Source organism: Mycobacterium sp. NPDC004974, from assembly GCF_053600815.1.
Map to the genome: position 1 here is coordinate 121296 of NZ_JBSGAQ010000011.1, position 25569 is coordinate 146864.

General features: G+C 64.3%; 28 protein-coding genes. 12 read left to right on the plus strand and 16 right to left on the minus strand.

What is annotated here, in order from left to right:
* Nucleotides 1-86: 86 nt before the first annotated feature.
* Nucleotides 87-410 (plus strand): hypothetical protein, encoded by a 324-nt coding sequence (locus ACWEFV_RS22895; protein ID WP_450071855.1) that lies wholly within the window; start codon nucleotides 87-89, stop codon nucleotides 408-410.
* A gap of 214 nt (nucleotides 411-624) precedes the next feature.
* On the opposite strand, the gene ACWEFV_RS22900 is transcribed toward ACWEFV_RS22895, so the two are convergent.
* The 6 genes from ACWEFV_RS22900 to arr form a co-directional block, all read right to left on the minus strand.
* Nucleotides 625-1155 carry a GrpB family protein gene (locus ACWEFV_RS22900; protein ID WP_450071856.1) on the minus strand — a complete coding sequence of 177 codons (531 nt, stop codon included), beginning with the start codon at nucleotides 1153-1155 and terminating at the stop codon, nucleotides 625-627.
* A 65-nt stretch (nucleotides 1156-1220) separates the two neighbouring features.
* The gene (locus ACWEFV_RS22905; protein ID WP_450071857.1) at nucleotides 1221-1787 is read right to left on the minus strand and encodes a dihydrofolate reductase family protein; all 567 of its coding nucleotides are present in this window, start codon (nucleotides 1785-1787) and stop codon (nucleotides 1221-1223) included.
* 532 nt (nucleotides 1788-2319) lie between these two features.
* Nucleotides 2320-2925, minus strand: a complete 606-nt coding sequence (locus tag ACWEFV_RS22910; protein WP_450071858.1) for an LGFP repeat-containing protein — start codon at nucleotides 2923-2925, stop codon at nucleotides 2320-2322.
* A gap of 265 nt (nucleotides 2926-3190) precedes the next feature.
* Nucleotides 3191-3619 (minus strand): cellulose-binding domain-containing protein, encoded by a 429-nt coding sequence (locus tag ACWEFV_RS22915; protein WP_450071859.1) that lies wholly within the window; start codon nucleotides 3617-3619, stop codon nucleotides 3191-3193.
* Nucleotides 3620-3862: 243 nt separating this feature from the next.
* Nucleotides 3863-4546, minus strand: coding sequence for a hypothetical protein (locus ACWEFV_RS22920; RefSeq protein WP_450071860.1), 684 nt, complete (start codon nucleotides 4544-4546; stop codon nucleotides 3863-3865).
* A gap of 575 nt (nucleotides 4547-5121) precedes the next feature.
* On the minus strand, nucleotides 5122-5535 hold the full coding sequence (arr, locus tag ACWEFV_RS22925; RefSeq protein ID WP_450071861.1) for an NAD(+)--rifampin ADP-ribosyltransferase: 414 nt from the start codon (nucleotides 5533-5535) through the stop codon (nucleotides 5122-5124).
* Between the two features lie 221 nt (nucleotides 5536-5756).
* Here arr and ACWEFV_RS22930 point away from each other — a divergent pair, with 221 nt between their 5' ends.
* On the plus strand, nucleotides 5757-6212 hold the full coding sequence (locus ACWEFV_RS22930; protein ID WP_450071862.1) for a DUF1942 domain-containing protein: 456 nt from the start codon (nucleotides 5757-5759) through the stop codon (nucleotides 6210-6212).
* A gap of 225 nt (nucleotides 6213-6437) precedes the next feature.
* Here the strand turns inward: ACWEFV_RS22930 and ACWEFV_RS22935 are convergent, their stop codons facing one another.
* The 3 genes from ACWEFV_RS22935 to ACWEFV_RS22945 form a co-directional block, all read right to left on the minus strand.
* Complete coding sequence (locus ACWEFV_RS22935; protein ID WP_135454781.1) at nucleotides 6438-7004, minus strand: mycothiol transferase; 567 nt, start codon at nucleotides 7002-7004, stop codon at nucleotides 6438-6440.
* A gap of 98 nt (nucleotides 7005-7102) precedes the next feature.
* Nucleotides 7103-7792 carry a cupin domain-containing protein gene (locus ACWEFV_RS22940; RefSeq protein WP_135454783.1) on the minus strand — a complete coding sequence of 230 codons (690 nt, stop codon included), beginning with the start codon at nucleotides 7790-7792 and terminating at the stop codon, nucleotides 7103-7105.
* Between the two features lie 70 nt (nucleotides 7793-7862).
* Entirely contained in the window at nucleotides 7863-9245 is a 1383-nt protein-coding gene (locus ACWEFV_RS22945; protein ID WP_450071921.1) for an alpha/beta hydrolase, read from the minus strand.
* A 243-nt stretch (nucleotides 9246-9488) separates the two neighbouring features.
* On the opposite strand from ACWEFV_RS22945, the gene pip reads away from it, so the two are divergent.
* The 4 genes from pip (at nucleotide 9489) to ACWEFV_RS22965 (ending at nucleotide 12759) form a co-directional block, all read left to right on the plus strand.
* On the plus strand, nucleotides 9489-10499 hold the full coding sequence (pip, locus tag ACWEFV_RS22950; protein WP_450071863.1) for a prolyl aminopeptidase: 1011 nt from the start codon (nucleotides 9489-9491) through the stop codon (nucleotides 10497-10499).
* 152 nt (nucleotides 10500-10651) lie between these two features.
* Nucleotides 10652-11413, plus strand: a complete 762-nt coding sequence (locus ACWEFV_RS22955; RefSeq protein WP_450071864.1) for an alpha/beta hydrolase — start codon at nucleotides 10652-10654, stop codon at nucleotides 11411-11413.
* A 368-nt stretch (nucleotides 11414-11781) separates the two neighbouring features.
* Nucleotides 11782-12273: a DinB family protein gene (locus ACWEFV_RS22960; protein WP_450071865.1), complete on the plus strand. Its 492-nt coding sequence runs from the start codon at nucleotides 11782-11784 to the stop codon at nucleotides 12271-12273.
* 54 nt (nucleotides 12274-12327) lie between these two features.
* Entirely contained in the window at nucleotides 12328-12759 is a 432-nt protein-coding gene (locus ACWEFV_RS22965; protein WP_135454795.1) for an SgcJ/EcaC family oxidoreductase, read from the plus strand.
* A gap of 10 nt (nucleotides 12760-12769) precedes the next feature.
* On the opposite strand, the gene ACWEFV_RS22970 is transcribed toward ACWEFV_RS22965, so the two are convergent.
* On the minus strand, nucleotides 12770-13204 hold the full coding sequence (locus tag ACWEFV_RS22970) for a VOC family protein (RefSeq protein ID WP_450071866.1): 435 nt from the start codon (nucleotides 13202-13204) through the stop codon (nucleotides 12770-12772).
* A 290-nt stretch (nucleotides 13205-13494) separates the two neighbouring features.
* Here ACWEFV_RS22970 and ACWEFV_RS22975 point away from each other — a divergent pair, with 290 nt between their 5' ends.
* Both ACWEFV_RS22975 and ACWEFV_RS22980 read left to right on the plus strand, forming a co-directional pair.
* On the plus strand, nucleotides 13495-14091 hold the full coding sequence (locus tag ACWEFV_RS22975) for a TetR/AcrR family transcriptional regulator (RefSeq protein WP_450071867.1): 597 nt from the start codon (nucleotides 13495-13497) through the stop codon (nucleotides 14089-14091).
* The gene (locus ACWEFV_RS22980) at nucleotides 14088-14567 is read left to right on the plus strand and encodes a DUF6653 family protein (protein WP_135454802.1); all 480 of its coding nucleotides are present in this window, start codon (nucleotides 14088-14090) and stop codon (nucleotides 14565-14567) included. The genes ACWEFV_RS22975 and ACWEFV_RS22980 overlap by 4 nt, the downstream gene beginning before the upstream one ends.
* An 11-nt stretch (nucleotides 14568-14578) precedes the next feature.
* Here ACWEFV_RS22980 and ACWEFV_RS22985 read toward each other — a convergent pair whose 3' ends face one another.
* Genes ACWEFV_RS22985 through ACWEFV_RS22995 form a run of 3 tightly spaced genes read right to left on the minus strand, consistent with a single transcriptional unit; the run spans nucleotide 14579 to nucleotide 18794 of the window.
* Complete coding sequence (locus ACWEFV_RS22985) at nucleotides 14579-16162, minus strand: diol dehydratase reactivase ATPase-like domain-containing protein (RefSeq protein ID WP_450071868.1); 1584 nt, start codon at nucleotides 16160-16162, stop codon at nucleotides 14579-14581.
* Nucleotides 16159-16518: a diol dehydratase small subunit gene (locus ACWEFV_RS22990; protein WP_135454806.1), complete on the minus strand. Its 360-nt coding sequence runs from the start codon at nucleotides 16516-16518 to the stop codon at nucleotides 16159-16161. Before ACWEFV_RS22990 ends, ACWEFV_RS22985 begins: the two co-directional genes overlap by 4 nt.
* On the minus strand, nucleotides 16515-18794 hold the full coding sequence (locus tag ACWEFV_RS22995; RefSeq protein ID WP_450071869.1) for a propanediol/glycerol family dehydratase large subunit: 2280 nt from the start codon (nucleotides 18792-18794) through the stop codon (nucleotides 16515-16517). The genes ACWEFV_RS22990 and ACWEFV_RS22995 overlap by 4 nt, the downstream gene beginning before the upstream one ends.
* Nucleotides 18795-19160: 366 nt before the next feature.
* Here ACWEFV_RS22995 and ACWEFV_RS23000 point away from each other — a divergent pair, with 366 nt between their 5' ends.
* The 4 genes from ACWEFV_RS23000 (at nucleotide 19161) to ACWEFV_RS23015 (ending at nucleotide 22852) form a co-directional block, all read left to right on the plus strand.
* Nucleotides 19161-20486: an APC family permease gene (locus tag ACWEFV_RS23000; protein ID WP_286174992.1), complete on the plus strand. Its 1326-nt coding sequence runs from the start codon at nucleotides 19161-19163 to the stop codon at nucleotides 20484-20486.
* Nucleotides 20487-20663: 177 nt separating this feature from the next.
* A complete protein-coding gene (locus ACWEFV_RS23005) occupies nucleotides 20664-21743 on the plus strand; it encodes a PucR family transcriptional regulator (protein ID WP_450071870.1) in 1080 nt (359 codons plus the stop codon).
* An 89-nt stretch (nucleotides 21744-21832) separates the two neighbouring features.
* A complete protein-coding gene (locus ACWEFV_RS23010; RefSeq protein ID WP_135454814.1) occupies nucleotides 21833-22162 on the plus strand; it encodes an ArsR/SmtB family transcription factor in 330 nt (109 codons plus the stop codon).
* A gap of 66 nt (nucleotides 22163-22228) precedes the next feature.
* On the plus strand, nucleotides 22229-22852 hold the full coding sequence (locus tag ACWEFV_RS23015) for a methyltransferase family protein (RefSeq protein ID WP_450071922.1): 624 nt from the start codon (nucleotides 22229-22231) through the stop codon (nucleotides 22850-22852).
* Here ACWEFV_RS23015 and ACWEFV_RS23020 read toward each other — a convergent pair.
* The 3 genes from ACWEFV_RS23020 to ACWEFV_RS23030 form a co-directional block, all read right to left on the minus strand.
* A complete protein-coding gene (locus tag ACWEFV_RS23020; protein WP_135454816.1) occupies nucleotides 22842-23237 on the minus strand; it encodes a tautomerase family protein in 396 nt (131 codons plus the stop codon). The two genes, ACWEFV_RS23015 and ACWEFV_RS23020, sit on opposite strands and share 11 nt — an antisense overlap.
* A gap of 97 nt (nucleotides 23238-23334) precedes the next feature.
* Nucleotides 23335-24606, minus strand: a complete 1272-nt coding sequence (locus tag ACWEFV_RS23025) for a S1C family serine protease (RefSeq protein WP_450071923.1) — start codon at nucleotides 24604-24606, stop codon at nucleotides 23335-23337.
* 383 nt (nucleotides 24607-24989) lie between these two features.
* Entirely contained in the window at nucleotides 24990-25553 is a 564-nt protein-coding gene (locus ACWEFV_RS23030; RefSeq protein WP_450071871.1) for a GNAT family N-acetyltransferase, read from the minus strand.
* Nucleotides 25554-25569: the final 16 nt, after the last annotated feature.

The window sequence follows — 25569 nt, forward strand, 5'->3', positions numbered from 1 at the left end:
GTTGAAACAATATGCGGCAGGGTGGGTAATCGACCGAGTCGCGACGTGTGCGGAGTGCGGGTCCGCGGTCACATGAGAGGACGGCGATGGGCGGCTTTGTTCGTTTCCAGGCGGGTGACTGGTCCTGGACCAGCTCCATGACCAGCTTCTTGTTCGATTTTCTTGAGGACACGCTGCCGGACGGCCCGGCGCGACGGGAGATTCACGAACTGAACGAACACAATGTGCTGATCCTTGATCTGCGCGATCCATCGCGCGGGGAGATGGTGAATCTCATTGCCGACCAGCTTCTTTCGTGGGTAGCGAGAAACGCTGCGGACCCCGCGGCACTGCACAAGGGTTACGTTGAACTGGTTGACCTCGCCAAGATGCAACAGGTTTGCAATCAGGCGGCAGGATCCGGGCAGTGATCCGGGGGGATCTTCCACCTCGAGCGCACCCACCCTGACGCACCAAGACACGGTTGCCGACGCGCCTCCGGGGCCGCTCCCCTGCACGGCAACCTCAATGGACCGTCAAAATTTCAGACGGCGCCAACAAGGGATTTGCATCAGCCACGCGTTCGGGCCGCGCAGTAGCCAAGCTGAGGGCAGATGAGGCATCAACGACCTGCCGGACGCGCAATCAACGGGGCTCAGCCGCCCACGCCAAAGCGGAGGCGCGCAGCTCGTCGACGAAATCTCGTTTGTGGTTCTGGTATCTCAGCATGCTTGTCCCAGCTGCTGCCGCAGCATCCAACTTGGCCTGCCCATACCGTTCGACCCAGTCCGGACGGGCACGAAGAAAGTCGCGGACCGCGAGATTGCTCACCCACAACGCCCCGAGGTGCGGGACCGCGCTCACATTGAACGCGGTGACGCCTCGTTTCCGCCAGAAGTATCGTCCCGGACGGCGACCGTCTTCGCCCAGGTACTCGTACCCGAGGTGCCCCAGGGCGTCAATCGCCGTGTGCGGTTCTCCGCCGGGCTGGGTGCCGACGAGGATGTCGATGATCGGTTTAGCGAAAAGCCCGGGCACTGCAGTGCTTCCGAAGTGCTCGACTCCAAGCACGTAATCCCCCAGCTTGGCGCGAATCACTGCGGCCTCCGCCCGGTATGACTCAGCCCAGCCGCCGTCATGCGCGACCACCTCAACCCACGGCTCATCGGCGCTCACACCACAAAGTCTGACATCACCCACAATTGTTGCCATCACGATCTCGCTCGGCTGTGTGCGTCCGATCAGTCGCGCTTCGCCTCGTAGCGCAGCAGGACCGTGCCACCCGGGAAGGTGCGGTTCTCCAACAGTCGCAGCGAGATCCATGACGGCAGTGTCGGGAAGAACGGGATGCCGCCGCCCACGGCGGTAGGTGCGACCACGATCCGGTATTCGTCCACGAGACCGGCCTGCACGATCGGTGCGGCCAGCGTCGCGCCGGCCACCTCCAGCCTGCCGTCGGTTTCGGCTTTCAGTTTTGTCACCACCTCGACCGGGTCGCCGCGTTCCAGTCGTGAGTTCCAGTCGACAGACTCCAGGGTTTGCGAGAATACGACCTTGGGCATGTCGCGCCAGATGCGGGCGAACTCGACGATCAGAGGGGTGGCGTCCGGGGCCTTGTCGGCAGTCGGCCAGTACGCGGACATCAGTTCGTAAAGCCGCCGCCCGTAGAACGACAGGGCGGTCTCCCGTTCGAAGTCGTTCCAGTACTCGTGCAGTTCTTCGCTTGGATCCCCCCAGTCGATGTTGCCTTGTGCATCAGCGATGTACCCGTCCACCGACACGTTGAAGCCATAGATGAGTTTGCCCATGCAGATCGGACTTCACCAGAGGGAAAAACTCATCGCGATGTCACACCGTTCACCGTCTAGTGCCTGACACCCAGGCCGGCCTCCAACTACCGTCGCCCGGATTCGTCGCACAATGCACCGATCGGCGCCACCACACGGTCACTGCGGTCGACCCAAACAGCCTCACCGCCCCTGAGGTCCGGGGCAAGCAACTTCCAACCGTCCGAAGGCCACTGCACGAACTCGTAGCCGGCCAACTCATCCTGAACCACTGATGCGACCCATACCATCGCCTGCGCGGGGCTTGTCTCGAGTGCGAAACCGCGGCCGATGGAAAATGCGCCCAGGTCTGCGTCAGCCGTCAACGTCGTCATTCCGATCGCTACCGAACGGTCTGAGTGCACGGTGAGCACCCATTCGACGCCGTCGAGGCTGACGGCTCTCCCCTGTCGCCGACATCGAAGATCACGCGCGACTGCTGCCAGGGCTGCGACCCATTCGCCTGGCACTTCAGATGGAGCGCCACCGACGAACGGAACCCGCCACTCGTGCACTACAGCCCGGACGGTACGACCTTGTCGTTGACCGTCACATCGACCTGGCCGGTCTTCGCGTTGTACTCGATCTTGCCGTGCTCGAACGTCGTCACGACGAGATCGCCGTCGGCGTTCTCGTCGCTGGTGGGGGCGCCCAGTGGACCTGCCGAGCCGTTATCGCCGGTGACCACAGGCACGCCCTCCGGGTCGCGTGGGATGTTCCAGGCCTCCCGGATCTTGCCCGAGGTGATGTAGGCAGGCGTGCCTGCCTCGTCGTTCTTGGCGACGATCACGCCGCCCTGGAACTGCTGGAACACCACTCCGCTATCCCGCGTTCCCGCGTTGCGATCACCCGTCAGCGGCTTGCCGAGCGTCTCCTTCTGGCTCTCGGTTGCCGACGAGTATTTCGCCGCGATCGGGCCGGTCAGCGTCACCTCGACGTCTCTGTCCCCGATGAGCTTGACCTCGGGCTGCCCCGGGATTTCAGTCGTGGAGGTGGCGATCAAGCCGACCTGAGGCGACATCGATGTATCGACGCTGTTGCCGTTGCTGCATCCCGCAGCGACCAGCGCGACAGCGACCAGGCCGACTGCTGCCGTGTGGCGGTTTGCGATCGTCCTCATGGTTTCCTCTCGCGTCATCCTGTGGTGTGGGTCAAGTTACAACTGAACCCTCGCCCGGCCGGGACTATAACCGAACCACAGAAGTGGCGCAGGCGATAGCGGTCCATTGAGGGCGAGCCAGAGCACTTGGGTAGAGGCCGCGGTCGCGGCGGCTAGGGCGAACGCCGCTCGAATCGCGCGACACCGCACCGCACCAACTATGCGATCACGCGTAACTCACTGCGCAACAACAGCTTCAGTGTCGATCATCGGTGCGCAGTCGACGTTAGGTGCAGAAATACTGCCTGTTGAGCACACAATTCAACGGTGGTGTGTAAGAACCGCTCAGCACGCCTCTTAGACCACCTTTGGCTGAACCGCCAGGTGGAATGATGCGATTCCAATTTACGGGCGTGAGAACATAGTGCGTGCCAGATTGGGTCAGGGTGCTACTCCACGTGCGCGAGACGGATTCGCCCACCGGCAAGTCGAATTCAAGCGTCCAATCGGATAGCGGCATCGAGCTCAAGTTGGTGATGGTGAAGCGGGCGATGAAACCGGTCTGCCATGTCGATGTCACCGATAATGTCGCCACGGCCGCAGCCGCATGCGCCACGGGCGTGATCGCGAGTCCGAGTGTGGCCACTATCAGTGTCGACACGGTGAGATGAAGCGCTGTGCGCCAACGTTTCACGAAATTTCCCAGTTCGGCCACGGCAGTCGACGCTAAAGCCAACCAGGCGATGTCGGCGCCCGCGTCGCCGGGACGCTGCAGAACGTTTATTCAAATGAAACCGTCACGATATTTCCGCACCAAGCCTCCGCACCGTGACCGGCCCGTGCGAATCATCGGCGGAGCATCACTCTGCCGCCCAACAACTTTCAACCGCCATGTGACCAGAGCCGGCTCAGCTTGGCGGCTTTCGCATCAGACGGAACGCCGCCGTCACATCCGGCGTCAGGTCACCGGTTGCAGCGTGGCACCGACCGCCCGGCTGTACATGTCTGCCGCTGCGGTCATCGCGGACTTCACAGTGTTGTAGTAGTGCGTTCCAACCCCACCGTGGTACTTGAGCAGTTGCGGGTTCTGCGCGAGCGTGGCTGCCAGCACCGGGTCGCCGGTAATGCCGTATTTGTTGAACGCCTCAGTGAATCGGGCAATGAACCGGGCGATCGCCATGTTGGGGTCTTGACGCTCGGCAAGGGTGCCGAAGCTGGCTTTCTCCTGGAACAGGCCGATGACCTCATCGGCGGCTCCCCCCGGCCCTCCGTAGGCCTGCACGCCACCGGACGCGGTCGGGCGGAAACTGGATTCGATGTTCGCTGTGGCGATGACGGTCTTGATCTGGTCTTCACTCAAGCTGGCGGCCCTGCCCTGGCTCACGATGGCGTTGACGATGTCCTGCGCGTTGGATTCCTTGGTCACGACCACCGGCCTGGGGATGGTGACTGCGGGTGCGGCCGGTCTGGTGACGGAGTCGTCCGCCGGCCGTTGCTCAACGGCGATCGCTGGATGCCGGTGCATCGGCGACGAGAGCAGTGTGGCACCACCGAGGCCGGTCGCGACGAGAAGGGTGGTGATGATCTTCTTTACGTGTCGCGGGTTTCCGAACGTCTCCAGTGGTCGGGCGGCCTTCGGCATGGTTGTGCTCTCCTCTGTGGGGGTTTGAACTTGTGGATCCGTGCGTCGGACACGAACACCCCCCTCCAACCCCGCTGTCGGCGTGAAAAACAGGGTTGAACTGCACACCGGTCACAATGCGGCGACCAGCACCGCCCGACAAGATGTGTGCCGGCAAGAGTTTGCTGCGTGAGTTACAGCTGCTGCGAAGCAGGGGTTAACCTGCCGCCGACCCGTCACATCCGTGGCAACTACCACCCCGGTTTGCCACGATGTGATGCGCGTCACCTTGCCTGGTGCTACGGCATAATAGTAATTAGCCGAGCACTCTATTGGATCATCCGTTATCTGGCAAAACCCCAGTACAGCCACGACCACCAGAGGCTCCTGCAGTCCTGATGGTTCATTGGTTTTGTGTTTGCCAACAGGCTTGTCGTGACGGTTTGCGTCACCGACGTCTCAGGCATCCAGGCCGGAGTCCCGGTTGATGACTCGGTGGGTGAACTCGACAGTCCGAATCGCCAGCGTCAGCATTCCGCGTGCCCCGCCTCAGGTTGTCCGGCGCTTCTCGCAAAATATCTGGCGGACTTCCTCTTTCAGTTGATGATCTCGCCTCGTTCGTCGGCACGGATCGAGGCCAGCCGGTCCTTCCACATCAGTAGTGCCTCCGGCGTCAGCCGCGCCCAGTCGGTGACTTCGCGCACCACACGAAGTGGTGCTTCGCTTCGAAACGATCGCGTCGGGTTGCCCGGGAACTTCTTGTCCGTGACATTCGGGTCATCCTCAAAGGGCCCGGTGCGAACGACCTCGTAGACGTGTGGTGTCGATTCCTCCAGTGCTGCAACCTCTGCGGCGAGTCCGGCGCCGTCGCGCAAGGCAGTGAAGTAGATGTGATTCATCACGACCTCGGGTCGATAGTTCGAGTTGAAGCCGGCCGTCAGGTGGTCACCGGGGCGCAGTCCTGCCTTGGTGCCATGAAAGAACGGCCCCTCATCGAGTACTTCACTCACGAGCCGATTCTACGATTTGCCGTCGCCCGGACAGTCGCCCCGACAAGCCGCGGCCGCCCGCACGACCTGTGCTCCCGCGGCATGAAAGGAGGGCTTGCTGACAGAAAGCTGGCCGCCGGCCGGAAACGGGCAGGTTTGAAATCCCTGAGTTCGGATACGCACTCAGCGGAACAGAACGTAGTCATTCCTGGACAGCAGGAACCTGGCGGAAGGAGCATGACATGACGTTCTCGCACATCGCATTGAAAACAACGGCAGCTGCCGCTGGATTCGCGGCGGCCGGAGTCTTCGCGGCCCCACTAGCGTTCGCCGACCCGGAGGTGCTCCAGTTCGGCCAAACGGCGGAGATTCCCAGTTCAGGTGGCGCGATCGACTACACCGTGAGTAGCTTGCAGCCCAGCGGTCACAACGACGGCATCTGGTACTCCGAGGTGACGGCCCGAGCCGTGAGCGGCTCCCCGACCCCGAACATTTCCGATTTCAACGCGCGAGCTGTCAACAGCTCCACCTACGCGGACATGAAGGGAAGCCAGACGGACGGCCTTGCCAACCAACCGATCGCGCCGGGCACCCAGACAACCGGGCGGATCTACTTCGACGTACGCGGGGGCACCGTTCCCGACAGCGTGGTTTACCGGGACTCCGGCGGCACCGACAAGGTGGTCTGGAAGGGGTGATCCCGGTGCGCCCACATGGGGAGGGGATGCGGGCGGAGTCGCCGCTCATGAAGGTGTCGTGCGCCGTGATCGAGGGGCACGGCGGCTGGTTGTTCAAACACACCGGTGAGGGCGTATGTGCCGCGAACTCGCCGCCGCGGCAGGCGCGTTCGTCGAGACAGTGCCTCCCGCCACCATCCCGCAGCCTTTTCGCACGTGCCACGCGACGTCGACACCTCGATCAGATCACCCCAACTCAGCCGGCCGCCAGCCAGCGGGCGGATCTTCGCCCACCAAACCGTCAACACTCTCGCGGATCAAATCTGCATGGCCGGTGTGGCGCCCGTACTCCTCGATCATGTCGCAGACGCTGCGCCGCAGGCTGGCTCGTCGACCGTCAGGCCATGCGAGGTCCACAAGCTGGTTCAAACCATCTGCGACAAGCACAGTTTGGAGTTTGTCCCTGGATCGTGCCACGGTGCCATCCCACAACGCATAGAGCTGTTCTGGGGTGTCATCGGCGGCCGAATTGAAGTCCCAGTCCGGATCGGTATCCCAGTCCGCGGTATCCCATGGTGATCCAATCGGCGACCCGTCGAGCATGGGGCCGAAGCGCTCCGCCTCGGCCCGCGCCAAGTGCTTGGTCAACCCCCCAAGAGTCAACGGGGACACGCCGACCCGAACCTGTAATCCCGAGGAGTCCAGGCCGCCCACCTTCCATCGGAAGGTGGCTCGCAGCCGCTCCAGCGCACCGATGAGGTGCTCCGCCTCTGTTCCCGCCAGTGGCGGCTCCCACGGACAATCATCGACCATCGCCTCAGAGTATCGACCGGGTTGCTGATTCTCAGCCGTCGATACGTGATCGTTCTTCAGTTGCTACAGATCCCGGCGTCCATCGCGATGAGTTTCGGCTACGGCGATCGCAAGATGACGATGGCGTTGTCGATCTTTTTGAAGGAGCTGAATGTCTCTGCGGGAACGCCGAATACGGCGGACAGCACCCGCGGTGGAAGCCTGCTGAGGGACTCACCGATACCGATATTGTCTTTGTCTTCGGGCGCACTGGTGTTCTGGATGATGATTATTGTCATGTCGTCGGGGCCGCGGTTCTCAAAGTAGTGAAATGAACCTTGGGGCGCGAAAACGATGTCATTGACATGCTGCTCGAACTGCTCGTAGTTCCCGTTCCCGTCGATGACAATCCAGGTCGCCACTCCGCTGGTAACGATGTTGAGTTCCCACGCACTCGGATGCCAGTGCGGCTCGCGGATTCCCCCAGGCTGCAATGTGAGCAGCAGGAGGCTGGCCTCCTGCCCCTTGAGGATCGGAAAGTTGTCCTCGTTGGCTTGTTGGTACCAGCCGCCGTCATGCGTGCTTTTGGGCGAAGCGCCAAGATGGAACAAGTGTGATTGCGAGGTGATCGTCTCGGCGGGTAGGCGGGGGTCGCCAAAGCGCGCAGCATCATCGGACATTGGGGTTTCCTTGTCAGGGCCATCGCCGGTGCCGGTGGAGATGATCAGGCGGTCAACGCCCACACCGGTTGCGGCCGCGGCGCCTGCCAGGCCCGCTCCGCCCAAGATTTTGCGACGATTAACCGTCACGCTGGGAGATTACCGTCGACGCTGACGGGCCGTGAGCGAGTTCGAGGAAGTCGCCCGCACCGGAGAACGTCTAAGCGCCGGGGACATGCACGCGATGCGCCAGCCACGGCAGCGCATTGGCGAACGCCGTGGCCGCGAATTGCCATGTGTGGTAGCCGGGATACACGCGCAGCGAACAACCAATGCCGACCGCGACGGCTGCCACGCACAGATCGGGTAGGGCCCCCTTCTCTCGGAACTCGTCGGCGTCATCGTGGCCACCGAAACCGACAGGCGCACGATGTTGATCGGGACGGTTCGGCAGATTTTTCGTCTTGTCGTCGGCCGGCTCCTGCGAGTCGTCGAAATACCCCGCCACTCCCACGTACGGCCCGTGCTTGGCCATGACCGTTCGCGGGTCGAATGTCGCCCACGCATCGGCATTGCCACCGTAAAGTCGGCTGATCGTCTGCTCCTCGGTGCCCGAATTCGGTCCCCGGTCACCCCCTATGTCGTCGAACGTCTGGAACATGTCGGAGTGCATGACCGTCAGGTCGATCGCACACGTGCCTCCCATCGACCACCCGACCACGCCCCAGTTCGCAGCGTCCGATGAAGCGGCGAAGCGCGAGATCACGTACGGACGCACATCCATTGTCAAGTGGTCGGCGGCGTTTCCGCGCGGACCGTTGACGCACTCTGTGTCGTTGTTGAAGCTCCCGCTGGAATCGACAAAGACGAAGATCGGCGCCGCTCCCCCATGTCCTCTGGCGAAGCTGTCGATCACGCCGATCGCGTTTCCGGTGCGCATCCAGTTCGTCGGATTGCTGAACTCCCCTGCGATCATCATGACGACTGGTAGGGACGGTGGAGTGGCACCGCTGAACCAGGCCGGTGGCAGGTAGACATACTCACGTCTGTGCGTGAATCCGCTTGCGTCGGAGGGAATGTCAATCGGCACAACCTTCCCCGTGTCGGGCTGGGTATTGCGCATGCCGGCAAGCGCGGCTGCATCTGTCTCGTCCGGAAGGGCGCCCGAAGTGAGATCTCCCCACGCACGCTGCACTGTCGGGTAATAGCCGACCCACCCGTTGAGCACGAGCAACGTACAGATCAACGTCAACGGGACGGCCGATGCAGACAATGTCCGCCGCCACCATCGGGTGCCGCGAAAACCCACGATCGCCACCGCCACGGAACCGGCGAATACCGCAGTCCACACCCACAGTGTGATCGGTGCCGGGTCGGAGGCCAGCCCTTGCGAGTTCATATACGCGCGAGCCGCGAACGCGGCGAGGGCAGCGACTGCCACACAGATAGGTATCCAGAGTGTCCGCCAACGTCGCGTCCGCCATCCGATCGCCACGAGCAGCACCACGAGCGTCGCGATCTCGACGCTCAGCGGCAACCAACCGCCAAGCAGCGAGATCCCATGCCCAAAACGGCTGAAATCGGGATCCGGGATCGGAGGCATCGGGGTCGGAACTGGCGGCTCGGTTGTCGCTGAACCGATGGGCGGCACAGCATCAGTATGCGAGCGTTGACTGAGAGACACCTGGCTGCCGGCAACCGAAAGCCTTGTAGCGACCTACATCTACTTTCTCGGCTCACACCGCATCGCCGCCGCTGGCCGGCGAACAGTCTCACCACCGGTTGACCCGGTCGGCGAGCCAGGCGAGGTCACCCCGGGGCTGACGGCGCAGTACCGTCACAACTTGTGGCTGCCGAATCGTTCCGTGAGTTCCCGGTCCATGACGAGGGTCTGCTCGATGTCGGTGACGGCAACCGCATGTACTGGCAGTGCAGGGGCAATCCGGCCGGCCGCCCGGTGTTGATTGTTCATGGTGGGCCGGGGTCAGGACGATCGCGCAACGCTCACAAGTCATTCGATCCCGAACAGTTTCGCGTCATCTCGTTCGACCAGCGAGGATGCGGCGACAGTGTCCCCAGCGCTGCCGATCCCACTACCGACATGGGGTGCAACACCACCGAACATCTGCTGGCCGACATGGAACTCCTCCGTGAGCATCTGGGCGTTGACCGGTGGCTGCTCTACGGCGGATCGTGGGCATCCACGCTGATCCTTGCCTATGCGCAGCGCCATCCCGAACGCGTTACCGGCATCATCCTGGTCGGAGTAACCATGAGCCGGCCACAGGAGATCGACTGGCTCTACGGCGGCCTCCGTCTGCTGTTGCCTGCCGAATGGGAACGTTTCCGCTCTGGCGTGCCTGCCGAAGCGCGCGACAGCAACCTCGTCGAGGCGTATCGACAGCTCATGGAAAGTCCTGATCGCGCTACCCGCGAGCAGGCCGCCGTGAACTGGTGTGCGTGGGAAGACGCCGTGATAGCACACGAAAACCTCGGTAAGCCAGGACAATACAGCGACAAGCCGGGCACGGCGAAGTTGGCGTTTGTCCGTATCTGCGCGCACTACTTCGCTCACAACGCGTGGCTCGACGACGGACAACTGTTGCGGGACGCCCACCGGCTGGCCGAGATTCCGGGAGTGCTGATTCACGGACGTCTCGACCTGTCAGGACCGTTGCTCACGGCGTGGGAACTCGCGCAGGCTTGGCCAGCGGCGAAACTGACGATCATCGACGATGCGGGTCACACCGGCAGCCCTGCCATGGCCGAGGCGATCGCTGATGCAATCGCCGGCCTGACCGCAGCCGGTGCGCCGAGCGACGAGAAAAACCGTTGGACGGGCCCACCTTCACGTTGATACCGTGCGCCGGAACCGTGAGATGACGCGAGGAGGTGAGACCCATGTACGCAGCAACCATGTGGGTGCTCCCCACTCGTGTTCACGGTTGAGGGATCGACGAAGGTGTCGCCGGGAGCGCCTGACCAACGGCAATCCCGAAAGGCAACACCATGCATTTCACCTCGCAGACAACCTCGAACGGCGTCATTGAACGCACTTTTACCCTGGACGGCGTCACCGGTGTGCTCTGGTCACCGGACTCCGATACTCAGGGCGCTCCCCTGATCCTGGCCGGCCATCCCGGCGGCATGGACACGAAAGCCCCGCAGCACGTAGCCCGGGCCCATTCCGCGGTGACCGCTGACGGTTTCCACGTCGTCTCCATCGACTTGCCCGGGCACGGTGATCGGCCGCGAAGCCCACAAGACCAGCGCCTGATCACCGATTTTCGCCAGGCACGTGACGAAGGCAGTCCCGCGTTCGGCCGGATCCTCGCCGATTACTGCCAATCGGTGGCCGAGCGCGCTGTCCCGGAATGGCAGGTAGCCATCGACGCCGTGCAAGCGCTGCCCGAAGTCGGTGTGCAGGCACCGATCGGCTACTCCGGAGCGTCACTGTCCGGTGCGGTCGGGATAACGCTGGCAGCGACCGAGCCTCGGATCGCCGCGGCGGTCTTCGGTTGGGTGTCGGCGCACGACGCTCTGCTCGACGCCGCAGCACGGGTAACCATCCCCATCGAGTACCTGCTCCCGTTGGACGACAAGGAAATCCCGCGCGAATTCGGTCTCGAGTTGTTCGACGCGTTCGCCTCGCAGGACAAGGCGTTACACGCCTTCCCGGGCGGGCATCACCAGGTGCCAACTGATGGCCGGATAGACACTCGGTTCTTCCCCCGACACCTCGGACAGACGGACAGCGCTTCTCCGGTGTGACGTGAGAGGGTATCGGTGGCCGGTCCACACCAGGTCGCCGATACCCTCTCACCACGAGCATGGTGGCCGGCCCCGGACTTCGCGGTGGTGCTCAGGTGCCCTGGCCTCGGAACATTGCCAGGACGCCGGCGGACCCACATACTGACCTAGACGGCAGGTCTTCCTGACGGGTCGAAGCTGCCATACCGATGCAGCACGCATCGTCCATGCTCGGTCCGCAATCCTCGCGGCGAGCGCTCCTGGGCCGTCCCCTGACGCGGGCACCTCTTCCCCCTCCGACACCGATCGCCGTACCCGCGGTCCGCAGCGTTCGGCGGACCGATGTCGACCGCGCCTGCCCAACACGTTGCAGAACGGAGTGAAATCACATGAGTACCAACCGAATCACCGATGGAGAAGAGCGAGCGATCATCGAGAACATGCTCGACCGCAACCGCGAGGCGCTGGTCGACACCGTACGCGGCCTGTCCGATGCGGACGCCCGCCGACGGCTCGTTGCGTCGTTGACGACGCCGATCTCGTTGATCAAGCATGCCGCCGCCGCGGAACGGATCTGGTTCCAACGGTTCTGGGCAGGACTCGGCGAATCTCAATGCGACGGATACTCGAACCGCGACGAGGGCACCTTCGCCGTCGCCGACAACGAGTCACTGGCCGACGTCATCGCCGAGTTCGAGCGCGCAAGCCGCCGGTCACGCGCGATCGCCTCCCAGTTCGACCTCGATGACACCAAGGACAATCCCCGCGAGGGCCGGGTCAGCATGCGATGGACTCTGCTTGCCATGAGCGAGGAATACGCCCGGCACGCAGGTCACGGCGACATCCTGCGCGAACAGATCGACGACGCCACCGCACGGTAGTCGAGCCTTGAAACTCCTTGACCTCAAGTACGCTTGGGATTCTACGGTTGAGTCATGACGACGCAGCGTCCATACCTGAATGCCCCAACCGTTGACGGCGATCAGGCGGTGCGCGATCTGATCAACCATCTCCAGCGCGGTGGTGAAACCGGAAACGCTGACGTGTACGACGAGATGTTCGCAGCCGACATCCTATGGGGCACACCAAAAGGGATGGTGCTCCAGGGCTATTCGAATCTCAACCCGATCCATCGTCGGATGATGAGTGGTCCCCCGGTCGTTCCTGCTTCGCGCTTCGAACCGGCACAGGTCAGCCATCCCGCACCGGACGTAGTGGTTGCCCAGATTCGCCGCAGCGCGCTGGACGGTGGTTTCAGCGAGATGGCGATGTACGTCTTGGTCCGGCAAGGTGGGAAATGGTGGGTCGCCGCGGCGCAGAACACGCCCGTCGTCGATACTCTCCCGCCGGCATCGGCTCCGCTGTGAGTTGGAGGTGTCAGTCGAGACAGAACTCGTTGCCCTCGACGTCCCGCATCACGATGCACGACTCGTTGATGCCGTCGGCGGCCAGCAATCGCACACGCGCCGCGCCCAACTCGACCAACCGCTCGCACTCGGCCTCAAGCGTCTCCAGACGCTGCTGACCGACCAGTCCGGTGCCCACCCGCACGTCAAGATGCACGCGGTTCTTCACGACCTTGCCTTCGGGAACGCGTTGGAAGAACAGTCTCGGACCGATGCCTGAGGGATCCACGCAGGCGTACATCGAACCCTGACTCACAGGGGGCAGCGTTCGATCGAAATCCGCCCATGCGTCGAACCCCGGTGGTGGCGGCGGGACGACGTATCCCAGGACGGCACACCAGAACCGAGCGACACGCTCCGGATCTGCGCAGTCGAAAGTGACTTGGAACTGCTTGACCGAGGCCATCATCCGACCATATCGATGCGTACCCGTTTCCGGCCAGTGAATATGCAGGCACCCAGAGCCGGATTCGCCCGACTTCTCTCACACCGTGCGTACCCGCTGTCTGGAATCACTGATCGTTCATAGTGGTTGGCCCATTCGTTTTTGACATGCACGTCAAAATTCAAGCGCCGTTGCAGTTTTTGCTGCGTAGCGCATCCGCCGACGTCAGAGACCCGGTCGCGGCGCGAGGTGGATGCGCAGCTCGCCAGGCAGAGGTAGGCTATGACTACATTCTAGAAAGAGTCATAGCCATGGCGACAGCGTTCACGCAGAACGAGAAACAACGAATCAACGACGCCCTACTGGACGCCGGCGAGCAGCGGTTCATCGCGCAGGGCCTGAAGAAGACGTCGCTCGACGACCTCGTCGCGGCAGTGGGCATCGCCAAAGGCAGTTTCTATGCCTTCTTCGACTCGAAGGAGTCGCTCTACCTCGCGGTGATGCTGAAGCGGGCGCCGAGCGTTGCCGCCCGCATCGCCGCCACGCTCGAGTCCCCGGTGAGCGAGGACGGACTCGTGAAAGTCCTGCGCAGTGTCACCGACGCCCTGGCCGACGATCCCATGTACCGACGGCTGATTACCCGACCCGAGGAACTCGACGCCGTGACCGACCGGCTCGGCAACGATCAGATCGCTCGTGTCACACCGCATCTCGTGACGCCGCTGCTCGACTATCTGACGACGGGACAACGTGAGGGCGCCCTTGTCGACGACATCGAACCGGCCGTACTGCTCCAAGTCATACGCGCCATCGGCCTGGTGGTCGTGCACCGCGACCGCTTCGAGCCCGGCTACGACGCCGTGCTTGACGCCACTATCCGCACACTGGCGAGAGGAATGCGCCGATGAGCCTGCTGGACAGGTACGCCCGCATGGCTGGAATGAGCGACGAGGCGTGGCGGCGCCATGCCAATCCGTGGAGCGTGTGGACCAGATTCGCGGCCATCCCCCCGGCGATCCTGGCGATCTGGAGTCGCACGTGGATCGGCTGGTGGGCACTTGTCCCACTGGCGGTGGTCGCGCTGTGGCTGTGGTGGAACCCGCACGCGTTCGCGCCGATCGACAAGCCGACCGCCTGGTCGTCGAAGGGCATCTACGGCGAGCGGATGTGGATGCGCGATCGGAGCCGAATTCCACAGGGATTCAAGGTCGTCCAACGCATTTGGACCTTGAACGCGCTCGCCGGATTCGCCATGCTCGTGTACGGGTTGATTGCCCTCGAGCCGTGGCCGACAGCATCGGGTGCCGCGTTGATCGTCCTCGGTCAGCTGTGGCGCATCGACCGACTCGGCATTCTCTACGAGCAGTCCGACAAGGATGCCTAGGGACTTTGCGTCTACTCTCGCGTCGCCATGACGACGAGCCCGTAGGCCACCGCAAAGCGATGGCCTAGCTGTCCACCCACGTTGCCCCGCCCGACGCTGACCTCATGGCCGAGTTGTTCACTGACCGCCCTGACGAGTTCATCGTCGCTGGCTCCCCCGCCGACCAGGAGCACCCCGGTTGCACCGGCCGACACCTGTTCCAGTCCCCTCATCACATTGCCGCCGATGACCAGCCGTTTGGCCGCGAGTCGCCAACTGCGCCATTCTGTTCCGGACATCCGCGACGTAAACGGCAGTAGGCCGCTGGGAGCCGAGGTCAGCAGCCACCCCGTGCACCGGCCGCTGATCGGCTTGTCGAGAAACTGGCGACGGCCATGCTCATCCTCGACGAGTTGGACGGTGACCGCCGTGACCGCCTCCGCGCGTTTTGCGTACTCCGCGGCGCTTCTGGAGATGTCGAGGGCGCTGGCGGTGGCGGTGGTGAGCAGTTGCCCCGCCCCAGGCAGGACTACGCGGGATCCCTTCGTGACGACGTCCACCGTGCCGCCGCCGACGTCCACCACCACGACGCCGTCGGTGACGCCGGGCGTGGTCAGGGCCCCGACCCGCGCAGCGGCTGCCTCCGAGTCGATTTGGGTTACATCAACCCCGAGAACTCCCCCGAGCACATCTGCGCCGGCCGGCGGGGCCTCCGCACCACCCATGGTGGCCATCACCACACTGTCGACGGCGACCGATCCCCGTCGTGAATTTGCCTGTGCCGCAATATCAGCCAGATGGATGGCATGAACCAGGTCGGCCGGTTCACTGGCTTCGGAGGCTGGGTCGGTCGTCCGCAGAGTTGTTGTGTCGAGCGCCGGTGCAGAACTGTCGAGCGAAACGACCGCGCATGCGCTGTCGAAGAGCCGATCCGCGACGACCCGGGCGTCGACCCGTTCGTCGTCGCGCAGGCCGAACACATCGGCCAGCCAGAACGGGTCGGTGAGGTGCTGCAGTGGAGCCACGCCCTGGCGCACCTCGACGGCGATGAGCGTTGCCGAAAGCAGTTGCCGCACATCGATATCATCAACCACCGGCAGTGCGGCCCCGAGCCGGTTCGACACCAGCACGGCCTCGTCGTTCTCCGTCAGCACCGCAACGACGTTCCGACCATCCTCGACTGCCGCATTCACCGCGCCGGCCACCTCGCGGTAACCCCAATCCCGGGTCGCGCAGGCAACGACCGGGCGACCGTCGACCGTGCCGAGACGGTCAACCGGTACGGGAACACCGACCCCGACGGCATCGCCCGCGGTTGTTGCCGCCGACCGGGTGGCGATCGTGAGGCGCCCGGTGCGCCGGGTCTCCAGCTTGACCCGTTCGACGGACGACCGCACGGGAGCGGTGGGGGCGAACGCGGCCCGTTCGATCGCCAGCCCGTGCGCTTCGGCCAGCCGTCGTGCCAGCTGTGCGGCTCCCTGGACCGCCCGCACCGACCCCTTGCCGCCGCGCGTCGGCGTGCGCGCGCTGGTCAACACCTCGAGTTCGGTGCCCGCACGGCAGAGCACCACCTCGGTGGTGGAATTGCCGATGTCGACGCCGGCCCAGATGGTCATCGCAGCAGGCCGCGCCGTTGGTAGACCTCGGCGGCCTCGCGGACGAATTCGGCGCAGATGTGCGCCTGCTGTCCGGCCAACTTCTGTGCAAGATCCTGCAACTCGGCGAACGTGGAGCGACCCGGTCGAAGGGCCTCGTACGCCGACAGCATGTCGTCAGAGCTCAGCGCGGTCATCTCGGCCGCTCGCCGCAGATTCATGGCCAGCTGTGCCGACCCGGTGCGCTCGGCAGTCGCTGCCTGAACGAGCAGGGTCTCTCGGCTGATCCGGATGTCGTCAAGGGCAAGGTCCCCGTTGCGGGCAGCCTCGACGGTCACCTCGGCGACGCTCCGGCCGGAGTGTGAGGAGACGGTCATTGCGTGAACTCCAGTTCGATGTGGGGGTTTCGGTTCTCGTCGCGGTGTTCGGACTGCTCCCGCTCGATGGCGACCATCGACACCACCCTGGTGTGGTATCTCGCGGTGATCGCCTCCTCCGTGTAGGCGTTGCGCATCGGGGCGGGAGTAGCGCCCTTGGCGTGCCGGCCGGCATTGATCCCGATGAGCCGGTACATCTCCGGTGTGATGAGCGGTGCGACGCTGAGCAATTCGAGATTGGCCAGCGGTGTGAGGTCACGCCGGTGGATGATCGTCGTGCCCTTGGCCTGGAGTCCGACCGCGATGCCGGATCCGGACAGCTGAGCCGCGGACTTCCCGATCGCGCCGAGGTCGATGCTGTCGGTGATCCGGACCAGTCGCGGCACGCACTGCTCCTCCTCGAGCCCGGCCAGGATCTGTTCCAGCACGTCATAGATGGTCAGGCCCGAAAGTGTCCGAAACAACTTGGTGCCGAACGCCGGTGAGACACCGATGACGACGTCCCGCGGGTCGTCGCCCACCCGCGCGGCGCCGACCGAAACGAGCCGCTCCGGCTGGGCGAAGGTGGCCTGCTCCTTGACCAGATCGGCCACCGACCTCGCCTGCCGGACGGCGTCGATCTGGGCCTGCCGTTCCGGTGATGGCCGATAGCCCGTCCCGGGTCCGCGGTAGTCGTTCGGATCCTGCAGCGCCGACAGCACATTCATCTCCTCGTCGAAGATGGCGGCAGTCTGCAGGTAGTCGCCGGTGACTCTGGCCTTGGCCATGCCCAGCACACGGTCGGCGAGGTCGGTGAAACCGGTCTCGGCGAGCGCGGTGACGATATCGAGCACGGTGAGCCCTGACTGGTCGATCATCCTGGCCGCGCTGAGCACCTTGACCCCGTCGGTCTCCGGCAGATCCTTGGAACCTTGCGCTCCCACAACGGCTTCCACGTGATCGTCGTCGAAGTCGGCGAGGCCGAGATACTCGAAGACCGCACGGGTGGCTTCGGCGGCCAGCCGCCGCATCGCCTCCAGCGTGGTCGGGTCGACGGACCGCAATCCCCCGTCGACGCCCCAGTCCCGCTGCAGCACCAGGTAGTCGTCGAGATCGTCGGCATTGAAGTTCGAAGGCCCGAACATGTTGTCGTAGGCGGACACGGACCCAAAGCCCGAGAAGATGAAATCCGACCCGGACAGCAGCACCGGTAACGTCCGGCTGGTCCGGCGCATCGTCGACTCGGACATCAAACTGTCGTTGCCGCTGCACGACTCCAGCCCGCGCAGCATGACCATCAGGTTCTCGGCTATCAGTTCGCGAACACCTCCGGGCACCGAGGCCGTGATGCCCGCACCGTCGATACCGCCGTTCTGCACGCCCTGCGCTCCGATGCCCTTGGCCAGCGCCACGCACCGAGACTCCAAGTAGTTCATGGACTTTCGCTCGGCCTGGCCCATGAGCACCTCGGACCCGGCCCCACTGGACAACCGCATCTTGATGCCGCGCGAGGCGTACGACGAGGTCAGGAACGCCTTGGACCACGGAGTGTCGTCGCCGTCGGTGAAGACCTGCTCGGTGCCGTACACCGACACCGTCTCGGCGTAGGACACCAGGCCGCGCACACCCAGCTCCAGCTCGCGGGCCTCCTCGACAGAGCACTGGGTCAGGGCACCGGGCGCGGGCACCTGGGAACCGATCAGCAGCCCCACTGCGACGGCCGGGGCATCGTCGAGCACCGGCACCGTCGCCTCCAGTTCCCGGAACCCGTAGACCACGGCGGTAGCCGCGTCGGCGGCGATCAGCAACGGATCGTCGAGCCGATTGGTGACGTGGGCCTGATTCGCCGGGGTCCGGCGCGCGCGCATCTTCATCATCGCCATCTGGATCTCGACCGGTTGCAGCATCGCGACGACGCGAGCCATCTTGGCCGGGGTCAGTCCCGCGCAGACCCGCAGCACCTGCTCGCGGGGCACGCTCGAATCCACGATCATCCGCGCCAGATCGGTCTCGTCCATGGCCATCGACCGCGGCGCCTCGGAGTGGTCGATGGCGTACCGCACGATGAACTCGTCGATTGTGTCGAAGCTCGCGGCCGGGGTCGAGTCCATCTCCAGCACGCTGCCGTCGTCGGCCACGACCCAGGACGGTGCCGGGTCGTAGGGCGAAAGGTGCGAGATCATCCCCAGGTCCGGGTCGGGCTCGGCGAACCCGTCGAGATTGACGCGCTGCTCGTCCAACAGCCGAATGCGTCCCAGCCGATGATCCTGCTCGATGTCGGTGCTGTTCAAGTGCATGCCCGTCGCCGTGCCTCTCTGATTGCCTGACGGGCACAGCATTGACCGAACGTCAGGGTGCGAACAACGACGTAGGCAGTCCTTCCAACAAGTTGTGTGATGCGGGCACCACATCCGGATAGTGGTGTGACCTGGCCTACAACAAGGTGTTGGAAAGAGCCGTCCCACCCCTGGCCCACGAGACGTCCGTCTCGCAGACTTCACCGGTACTCGACGGAGCCGGCGATCTGCGGCCCCGGTGGCAGTGGAAGGGATCCGCGCATGACCCAGGTTGTCGACGCTGACAACTCACGAAGTAGCGAACCATCACCGGACGGTCGCCCCGCAAAATTGCGGGGAAGACTCGGCGTCCCCTCGATTGTCCTGATGGTTGTGGCCGCCGCAGCACCGCTGTCGACCATCGGTGGCAACGTGCCGATCGCGATGGTGCTCGGCAAGACGACGGGTATTCCGGTCGCGTTCCTGGTGGCAGGGGCGATCTTCCTGCTCTTTGCCGCCGCCTTCGTCGCGATGTCGAAGTATGTGACCAATCCCGGTGCGTTCTACGCGTACATCCAGATGGCACTCGGCCGTGCGGCCGGAGCCGGCGCCGCCGTGCTTGCCCTTCCCGCCTACATGGCCACCCTCCTCGGTGTCTCGGCGTATGACGGGGTCATCCTCAACGGCCTCATCACCCGGTTCGGCGGACCGGACATCCCGTGGTGGTTGCTCACCGCGCTGGTACTCGCGGTTGTCGCCTGGCTGGGTTACCGCGACATCGACCTCAGCGCCAAGGTCCTCGGCATCTTCCTGGTGTCGGAGGTGGCCATCCTGGTCGTCCTCGACCTGGTCATCGTTCTGCGGGGCGGTGAGCACGGGATCACCGGCGACTCGTTCAACGCCCAGGGCATCGCCGGTGGACTCGGGATCGCCCTGCTGTACGCCCTGTGGGGCTTCGTCGGTGTGGAGGCGACCGCGGTCTTCCGCGACGAGGCCAAGGACCCGGACCGGACCGTCCCGCGGGCGACCTACTGGGCCGTCGGCATCGTGGCGAGCTTCTACGCCTTCTCGAGCTGGGCACTGATCGAGGGCAACGGTGGCCCGGACGCCATCGCGGCGGCCGAGGCCGATCCAGACAACTTCATGGTGAACACCGCGCAGCAGTACCTCGGCATGCTGGGGCGCGACCTGACCACAGGCTTCTGGTTCATCAGCGTCTTCGCGTGTGCCCTGGCCTTCCACAACATCGCGTCCCGATACGCCTTCGCACTGGGCCAGAGCGGTGTTTTCCCGAAGCGTCTGGGCGAGGTCCATGGCCGCCATGGCGCTCCGTCGAACGCTTCGATCGCTATCACCGTGGCCTCGTTCGTGATGATGGGCATCTTCGTCGCGCTCAAGCTGGACCCGGTGCTGCAGATCTTCGGGCCGCTCGGTGGTCTGGGCATCCTCGCGCTGGCGATCCTGTGGTTACTGACGACGATCTCCGTGGTGATCTTCTTCCGCCGCCGCGGTGACTCGACACGCCAGGTGGTGTTGGGTTCGGCGGCCACACTCGCCCTGGCCGGGGCGCTGGTGCTGGTTGTGTCGAATCTGACCCTGATCGTCGGTGGCAGCTCCACCCTCGCGGTGATCTTCGGCGTGATGCCGCTGGTGTTCTTCGGAGTCGGGATGCTTCTCAGCCGACGGTCGACCGTGGACCTGTCCTCGGTGTGATCGATGAGGGCATGCTCGCGGACTCTCCGGTCCGCGAGCATGCCCGTCACGTGCTGCGAGAACGCCCACGATTCGCTGGTACCGTCGAGCTCGGGGGGTGTGGGTGTGCCGCCGCGGTCTCGCCGACAAGAACAACGAACAAGCGGGCCGCAACGGTAGATCAGGAGAAGGCGCGACATGTCCCAGGACTCGCCGCTGAGCGTGGCGGCGGCCTTGACCGTGGCGCCCTTGGACCGGGGCTCCGTGGTCGCCGGTCATCGCGGCCTTACCCGTGAAGTCGCCTGGGTGGACATCATCCACGCGCCTGCGGAGTCCTTCATCCGCCCCGGCGACCTCGTGCTGTGCACCGGTGCCGATATCCGGCAGCCGGGCAACCGGGAGTTCCTCGCTTATCTCGTGTCCTCCCATGCGGCGGGGCTCATCTTGAGCCCTCCCCCCGAGATCACTGTCCGCGAACTCCTCAACTCGCTGGTTCCGCTCGCCGATCGTCACGAGTTCCCGGTGGTACTTCTGCCATGGGAGATCGCCTTCGCCGATGTTCAGAAACGCCTGCTCCCACTGTTGAGTCCAGCAATTCCCGGCTCACAGGTGGAAATGGCCATCGGACGGCGCCAACATGAAGACGCCGGCTGGAACGACCTTGCCGCGGCGTTCGGCGAAGCCCTCGACGAGTTGGCGCTCAAAGCCGGTGTCTCCGTGCATTCTTCGGTCACCGATGACCTCGTGATGTGTCACTTCTCCTCGGCCCCGTCGGCATCCACCGTTTCCGTGTTGGTCGCGTCCGCGCAGCGGCTGAGTGCGCTTCCCGAGAATCTCGTGAATTGGGCGTTGCTTCCTCCTGTCGACGGACAGTCCGTCCCGGTGACGGCATCGGTACCGCCGGCCCTGCCCGGCCGGCCGGCCGGCTCACGTCAATTCGCTGAGGTGCTGCGCCAGGATCCACAATCCATGGCGACCATCCTCGAGACCTTGCAGCCGCTCATCGACTACGACAAGACGCGCCGAGGGCAACTCGTCCATACGTTGGAGATCCTCCTCAACGAGGCCACCAACATCAGCGCCGCCGCGCGAGCGCTCTACCTCAATCGGCACTCCCTGATCTACCGGATCAAGCTCATCGAGGAACTCACGGGCCTGTCGCTCAAGGACCCCGCCGACCGCTTCCAGTTGGAGGTCAGCGTTCGCGTCCACCAGATCAATGAGGCCCGCACCGACGGTCAACGTCCCGGGCCTGTGACAACTGCTTGCTTTCCCTGACGGTCCCGGGGCGCGCACTCCCCTCTGACGTCTCACACCGGTGATGATTCATCCTTTTGTGAATACACATCACGATGTACAGTCAAGGCGTGGAGACGCTGACTCACGTGACGGTATTGGCTCGGTTCGGACACGCCCTGTCGGATCAGACGCGGTCCAAGATCCTGCTGGCGCTCAAGGATTCTCCCGCCTACCCGGCCGATCTGGCCGAGGCGGCAGGAGTGTCCCGGCAGAGCATGTCGAATCACCTTGCCTGCCTACGGGGTTGCGGTCTGGTGGTAGCGGTGCCCGAAGGCCGGCGCACCCGCTACGAACTGGCCGATCCCAAGCTCGCCCACGCATTGAACGATCTGCTGCAGGTGGTGCTGGCCGCTGACGCCGAGCACTGTCCCAGTGCAGTCTCGGACGAGTGCTGTTGACGGCGCCCGGCCGAAGATGACTGTTGCCCGAACTGCAGCGACTGACCACCTGAGGAGATGACGACCATGGCCGTGACCGCGCTGATTCTCTACCTGATCTTCGCGGTGCTGGGGTTCGGCTGGCGAAGTTGGCTCCAGTACCGGCAGACCGGGTCGACGGGATTCCGCGGCATTCACGGAAATCCCGGCTCGCTCGAATGGTTGGCCGGTGTCGGATTCATCGCTGCGATCATCGTCGGCGTTGCCGCTCCGGTCGCGCAACAGCTCGGCTTCGTCACACCGATCGCCCTCCTGCATGCCCCGTGGATCCAGGGTCTGGGCACACTGCTGGCCGTTGCCGGAATCGCCTTCACCGTCTATGCCCAACTGGACATGGGCGACTCCTGGCGAATCGGTGTCGATCCCAGCGAGACAACAACATTGGTGCGCACCGGGGTTTTCGGGACCGTGCGCAATCCGATCTTCGCCGCCATGCTCGTCTTCGCCGGCGGAATCACCCTGATGACGCCCAATCCGGTCGCACTCTTGGCCTTCGTCGTGTTGTCGGCCACGATCGAACTGCAGGTCAGGGTCGTCGAAGAGCCCTACCTGCTACGCACACACGGCCAGGCGTATCGCGACTATTGCGCGACGGTCGGGCGATTTCTGCCCGGTGTCGGACGTCAGAAGAACTCCCAGTTCAGACGTTGACGTCGAAACCCAGGTCGATATCGCAGGCCGCCCGCCCGCCACGAACACCCCAGTTCTCCAGTGCGCTTTCACGCAGGACGATCGTGATGTGATCAGCCGGGATGTCCAGCGTCTCCAGACGAGTGACGATCTCCCGGTAGAGATTTCGCTTGGCCTGCACCGAGCGGCCGGCGAAGCAGTCGATGGCCACAAGCGTGTACAACTCGGGGCTGGTAAGGCCCGGCGAACACGAGAACCGATGTGGTTCATGGGATACCAGCCGGACATGCTTGTCGCCGGGAGGTATCTGGAACGCGGTCACCAGCGCATCGTGCACCGCATCGATGATCGCCACCTCTTCTGATTCGGTGTACGGGCGCCTGACCTCGATGAGTGTGCTGGGCATCCAGGCATCGTCACACATGTGGCGCGCGACCGTCATCCCATTTTCGCTGTGCGGCCCCAGCCCGGAAACACCAGGCTGGGGCCTCGCACCGCGGTCGTTACGCCTGCACCTGTCCCAGGGTGACGTCCACGGTGCGCGATGCTCCGGACGGGTCCTCATAGGTCAGCGTCACGGTGTCGCCCGGTGCCTTGGAGCGCACAGCAGCGACCAGCGCATCGGGACCGTCGATCACCTTGTTGTCGAGCTTGGTGATCACCGCGCCTTTGGGCAGGCCTGCGGCTGCCGCCGGGCCACCGTTGACGACTCCGGCGACCGCTGCGCCGCTGGTGTCGGTGCCGGAGAGTTGAACACCCAGCGAGGCGTGCTGAACGGTTCCGGTCGAAACCAGCTCGTCGGCAATACGTTTGGCCTGATCCACCGGGATGGCGAAGCCCAGACCAATCGACCCGGCCTGCCCGCCGCCCTGCGAACCTTGGCCGCCACCCAACGATGCGATGGCCGAATTGACCCCGATGAGGTCACCGTTCATGTCGACCAGTGCGCCCCCGGAGTTGCCCGGATTGATCGCCGCGTCCGTCTGAATGGCACTCATCACCGACTGCTGGCCAGTCTGCCCGTCGCCGGTCGCGACCGGGCGATCCAACGCGCTGATGATGCCTGTCGTCACCGTTCCCTGAAGGCCCAGCGGTGAGCCGACCGCAACCACGTTCTGCCCCACCTTCAGATCGTTCGACGAACCGATCGTGATCGGGGTGAGCCCAGAGATGTTCTGCGCCTTCACCACCGCGATGTCGTCGGCCGGGTCGGTGCCCACAACAGAGAACGGCACGGTACGACCGTCGGACATCGTCACGGTCGCCTTCATTGCGCCGCTGGTCCGTCCGGAGCTGTTGGCCGAAGGTCCGTCCGGCGAATACTGCTCGTCACCGGGGAACTGACCGCCCGGCATCCGTCCGCCGGGGAACAGGCCGCGCGGGAATCCCGGCGCCTGGTCACCGGGTGAAGCCTCGGCGGCCATCGGCCCCTGATCGCCGGTACCTCTGGCGGCGGCGGCCACGACGTGGTTGTTGGTCAGGATCAGCCCGTCTTCGCTGAGGACGATGCCCGAGCCTTCCTCGCGCCCCTGTCCGGTCTCGATCTGCAGTTTCACCACGCTGGGCAGCACCTTGGCCGAGACCTGTTCGACCGATCCGGCCGGTGCCGAACCCTTCGGCTGCGCCGGAACGGCTCCTGTGGCAGGCGACTGTTTGCCGATGCGGTCGGCGGTCGGCGCCTGGGCAACCGGCATGGGCTTTCCGGAATGGTCCACCACCGCTACTGCTGCGACTGCTCCAGTAGCCATGGCGACTGCGGCCGTGCCGGCGACCAGCACGCCAACACGGGACTTCTTCTTCGGCTGTGAAATTTCCTGTGCGACAGGCATGTCGAACTTCTGGGTCATCTCAGGATGCAGCCCATAATGCGGGTACGGCTGCTGGTAGCCCCTCCGGCTCCACGGGCTCGGATTCCGTTGATCCGCCGCCTGGTTCGCTTCCCATTCCCGATTGCTATTTTGCGGCGACATCCCCGACCACTGGTTCATCCACTTGCCTCTTCCCTTGCGACACCGACATTTATGCGCCGTGCCGGCGCCTACCTAGATGTTGCCGCCCCGTACTGAGGGTTTGCTGAGAGTGAGTTCGGCGCGGCCCAAGACTTTGCCTGACCGCACGTGGGCACGGTCACACGGCGTAGAGGCGACACGCGAAAGCGCTACTGCGGCAGGAACGTCCCCAGCCGGACGGTCGCGAGCACCTGTTCGGCCCCGAACTGCTCAAAGGTTCCCACTCGTGTGAAGCCGAGGCGGTCGGCCAGGCGAAGCGCGGACGCATTTGCCGCCTGGGTGACGATCACGATCGGCTGGTCAACGAGTTGCTGTGCGGCGCAGCGTAGTAACGCACGCGCCGCGTCGGCCGCACAGCCCCTGCCCCACGCATGTGCCCGAAAGACATAGCTGAGCTCCAACTCACCGCCACCGTCCTGCACATGACCGGGCAATTCCGGATCGCGTCGGCCGAGTGTCACCATGCCGAGCATGTCGTCGGACTCCCGGTCGGCCACGACGTAACAGCCATCGGCGGCCAACAACGTTGCCGCCCCGATTGAGGTCACCACAGCGCGGACATCCTCCTGGGCACGGGGACCGCCGAGGAAACGGCGCACCCGCTCATCGGTCTGCGTCTCGATGAGCCCCTCGGCGTCGTCGTCGCGTCCCTTTCTGAGCCGCACCCGCTCGGCCTCGATGCGGGCAGCGGTGAGTATCTGCTGGTCGTCCATTCGCGCTGGAACAGTT